Source organism: Sutterella sp., assembly GCF_052272535.1.
Taxonomy (GTDB): domain Bacteria; phylum Pseudomonadota; class Gammaproteobacteria; order Burkholderiales; family Burkholderiaceae_F; genus Sutterella.
The window spans coordinates 1-3,522 of the sequence record NZ_DAVZJY010000228.1 but is presented as its reverse complement, the minus strand read 5'-3'; the positions used below and the strand labels follow the sequence as shown (position 1 = coordinate 3,522).

At 61.6% G+C, this 3,522-nt stretch carries 3 protein-coding genes; all 3 read right to left on the bottom strand.

What is annotated here, in order from left to right; all coding sequences use genetic code 11:
• Positions 1 to 100: 100 nt before the first annotated feature.
• Positions 101 to 2,203, bottom strand: coding sequence for an elongation factor G (gene fusA, locus ACT6Y9_RS09520; RefSeq protein ID WP_443744349.1), 2,103 nt, complete (start codon positions 2,201 to 2,203; stop codon positions 101 to 103).
• Positions 2,204 to 2,265: 62 nt separating this feature from the next.
• Positions 2,266 to 2,736, bottom strand: a complete 471-nt coding sequence (gene rpsG, locus ACT6Y9_RS09515) for a 30S ribosomal protein S7 (protein WP_295480170.1) — start codon at positions 2,734 to 2,736, stop codon at positions 2,266 to 2,268.
• 164 nt (positions 2,737 to 2,900) lie between these two features.
• Positions 2,901 to 3,278 carry a 30S ribosomal protein S12 gene (rpsL, locus tag ACT6Y9_RS09510; protein ID WP_005434247.1) on the bottom strand — a complete coding sequence of 126 codons (378 nt, stop codon included), beginning with the start codon at positions 3,276 to 3,278 and terminating at the stop codon, positions 2,901 to 2,903.
• Positions 3,279 to 3,522 lie beyond the last annotated feature (244 nt).

Sequence of the window (3,522 nt, the reverse complement as noted above, 5' to 3'; positions counted from 1 at the left end):
CAATCGTGCCCACGTTCACATGGGGCTTCTTGCGCTCAAATTTTTCCTTGGCCATTTTCAGTCCTTGTCAAATGGTTTGGATCAGGTTATCCGATTGATTTTACTTCGTCTTGTCGGCGATCACAGCTTCGGCGACGGCACGCGGAGCTTCGGCGTAGTGCTTGAACTCCATCGTGTAGGTCGCGCGGCCCTGCGTGAGGGAGCGCAGCTGCGTGGCGTAGCCGAACATCTCGGCGAGCGGAACCTCGGCCTTGATGCTCTTCGCGCCGCCGGGCAGGTCTTCCATGCCCTGGATCATGCCGCGGCGGGACGACAGGTCGCCCATCACGTCGCCCATCTTTTCCTCAGGCGTCTCGACCTCAACGGACATGATCGGCTCGAGGAGGACGGGGTTCGCCTTGCGCATACCGTCCTTGAAGGCCATCGAAGCGGCGATCTTGAACGCGTTTTCGTTCGAGTCGACTTCGTGGTAGGAACCGAAGTGCAGCGTGACCTTGACGTCCACGACCGGGAAGCCGGCGAGAACACCGGACTTCAGGGTGTCTTCAACGCCCTTCTCAACGGCCGGGATGTATTCGCGCGGAACCACGCCGCCCTTGATGGCGTCGACGAACTCGAAGCCCTTGCCGGGTTCGAGCGGTTCGAGCTTGAGGACGACGTGACCGTACTGGCCGCGGCCGCCCGACTGCTTGGCGAACTTGCATTCGGCGTTCTCAACAGTCGAACGGATCGTTTCGCGGTAGGCCACCTGGGGCTTGCCGACGGTCGCTTCGACGTTGAACTCGCGCTTCATGCGGTCGACGAGAATCTCAAGGTGCAGCTCGCCCATGCCGGAGATGATGGTCTGGCCGGACTCCTCATCCGTGCGGACGCGGAAGGACGGATCTTCCTGCGCGAGACGGTTGAGGGCGAGGGCCATCTTTTCCTGGTCGGCCTTGGTCTTGGGCTCGACGGCCTGCGAGATCACGGGTTCAGGGAACTCCATGCGCTCGAGGATGATCGGGGCGTCGAGGGCGCAGAGCGTGTCGCCCGTCGTGACGGACTTCAGGCCCACGGCCGCGGCGATGTCGCCCGACTCGACCATCTTGATTTCCTTACGCTCGTTGGCGTGCATCTGCAGCAGACGGCCGATGCGTTCCTTGTTGTCCTTGACGGAGTTGAGGACCGTGTCGCCGGAGTTGAGGATGCCCGAGTAGACGCGAAGGAACGTGAGCTGGCCCACGTACGGGTCGGTCATGATCTTGAAGGCGAGGGCCGAGAAGGGAGCGTCATCGCTCGCTTCACGGGTGACTTCCTTGTCGTTCAGGTCGAAGCCCGGAACCGGCGGAATGTCCGTCGGGGCCGGCAGGAACTGCACGACGGCGTCGAGCATGCGCTGCACGCCCTTGTTCTTGAACGCGGTGCCGCAAAGCATCGGCTGGATTTCGCAGGCGATCGTGCGCTGACGAAGACCCTTGATGATCTCCTCTTCGGGAAGCGTGCCTTCCTCGAGGTACTTGTTCATCAGTTCTTCGTTCGCTTCAGCGGCCGCCTCGATCATCTTCTCGCGCCATTCGTTGGCGGAGTCGACGAGCTCGGCGGGAATCTCCTCGTACGAGAACTTCATGCCCTGGGACTTCTCGTCCCAAATGATGGCCTTCATCTTCAGAAGGTCGACGACGCCCTGGAACATGTCCTCGGCGCCGATGGGGATGACGATCGGCACGGGGTTGGCCTGCAGGCGCTTCTTCATCTGGTCGTAGACCTTGAAGAAGTTCGCACCGGTGCGGTCCATCTTGTTGACGAACGCAAGACGGGGCACGTGGTACTTATTGGCCTGACGCCACACCGTTTCAGACTGCGGCTGAACGCCGCCCACGGCGCAGTACACCATGCAGGCGCCGTCGAGCACGCGCATCGAGCGCTCCACTTCGACCGTGAAGTCGACGTGGCCCGGGGTGTCGATGATGTTCAGGCGGTACGGCTGCCACTGCATCTCCATGCCGCGCCAGAAACAGGTCGTGGCGGCCGACGTGATCGTGATGCCGCGTTCCTGTTCCTGCTCCATCCAGTCCATCGTCGCAGCGCCGTCATGCACTTCGCCGATCTTGTGGTTGACGCCCGTGTAGAACAGGATGCGTTCGGTCGTGGTGGTCTTGCCCGCGTCGATGTGGGCGGAAATACCGATATTGCGATAACGCGAAATCGGAGTCTGACGAGCCATTTAAGGTTCCTCTCAAAGTGCGCCGCACGTGCCCCGGAGGGCGCCGTGCGGTCGGGATGCAGTTAGAAGCGGAAATGCGAGAAGGCCTTGTTGGCTTCAGCCATACGATGGACTTCGTCGCGCTTCTTCACGGCGCCGCCGCGGTTTTCGCTGGCGTCGAGCAGCTCGCCGGCGAGGCGCTGCGGCATCGACTTCTCGGAGCGGCTCTTGGCCGACTCACGCAGCCAGCGCATGGCGAGGGCGAGGCGGCGGACCGGACGGACTTCGACCGGGACCTGGTAGTTCGCGCCACCGACGCGGCGGGACTTCACTTCCACCAGCGGACGGACGTTGTTGATGGCGTTGTTGAACACTTCCAGGGCGCTCTTGCCGGTCTTCTCTTCGATCTGCGCGAAGGCGCCGTAGACGATGCGTTCCGCAACCGACTTCTTGCCATCGAGCATGATCACATTGATGAACTTGGTAACTTCAACGCTGCCGAACTTCGGATCCGGCAGGATTTCGCGCTTCGGTACTTCGCGACGACGGGGCATTTGAATTCCTCTTTTATCTTCAGTCTTGCGCGCTTCCCGACTACATCAGACTGCGGGGCGCGCATTTTTGATCAATTTGCGGACTGAGCGTCCGCGACTTACTCGGCCTCGGACGCGGCAGCGTCCAGCGGCCGTTCGCCTGCGGCTCAGGGCCGCGAAGCCGATTAGGCCGCCTTCGGGCGCTTCGCGCCGTACTTGGAGCGGGCCTGCTTGCGGTCCTTGACGCCCTGGGTGTCGAGGGAGCCGCGCACGATGTGGTAGCGCACGCCAGGAAGGTCCTTCACACGACCGCCGCGGATGAGCACCACGGAGTGTTCCTGAAGGTTGTGGCCTTCGCCGCCGATGTAGGAAATCACTTCGAAGCCGTTGGTGAGGCGCACCTTGGCGACCTTACGCAGAGCCGAGTTCGGCTTCTTCGGGGTCGTCGTGTACACGCGGGTGCACACGCCGCGCTTCTGGGGGCAGTTCTTCAGAGCCGGGCTCTTGCTCTTGTCGTGCGTGAGCTCACGGGGCTTGCGAACCAACTGGTTGATAGTAGGCATATCGTCCGTCTATAGATAAAAAAGCGTCCCGATGACGTCCGGGGCGCAGGTTTAACCGTTTTCAGAAAGGCCCTATTCTCCCCGAACAGCCTACTCGCACAGGCGATTCGACGATTCGTAAGGAATTGGTCGGATTCTGAGAACGTGTGATTTTCGTTCAGTTGACTCCGGGTGTCAAGCGACTGTCCCCGGATTTTCAATGAAAAAGCGGCCCGGCCGGAGCCCCTCCGCGGGGGAGGGGTCC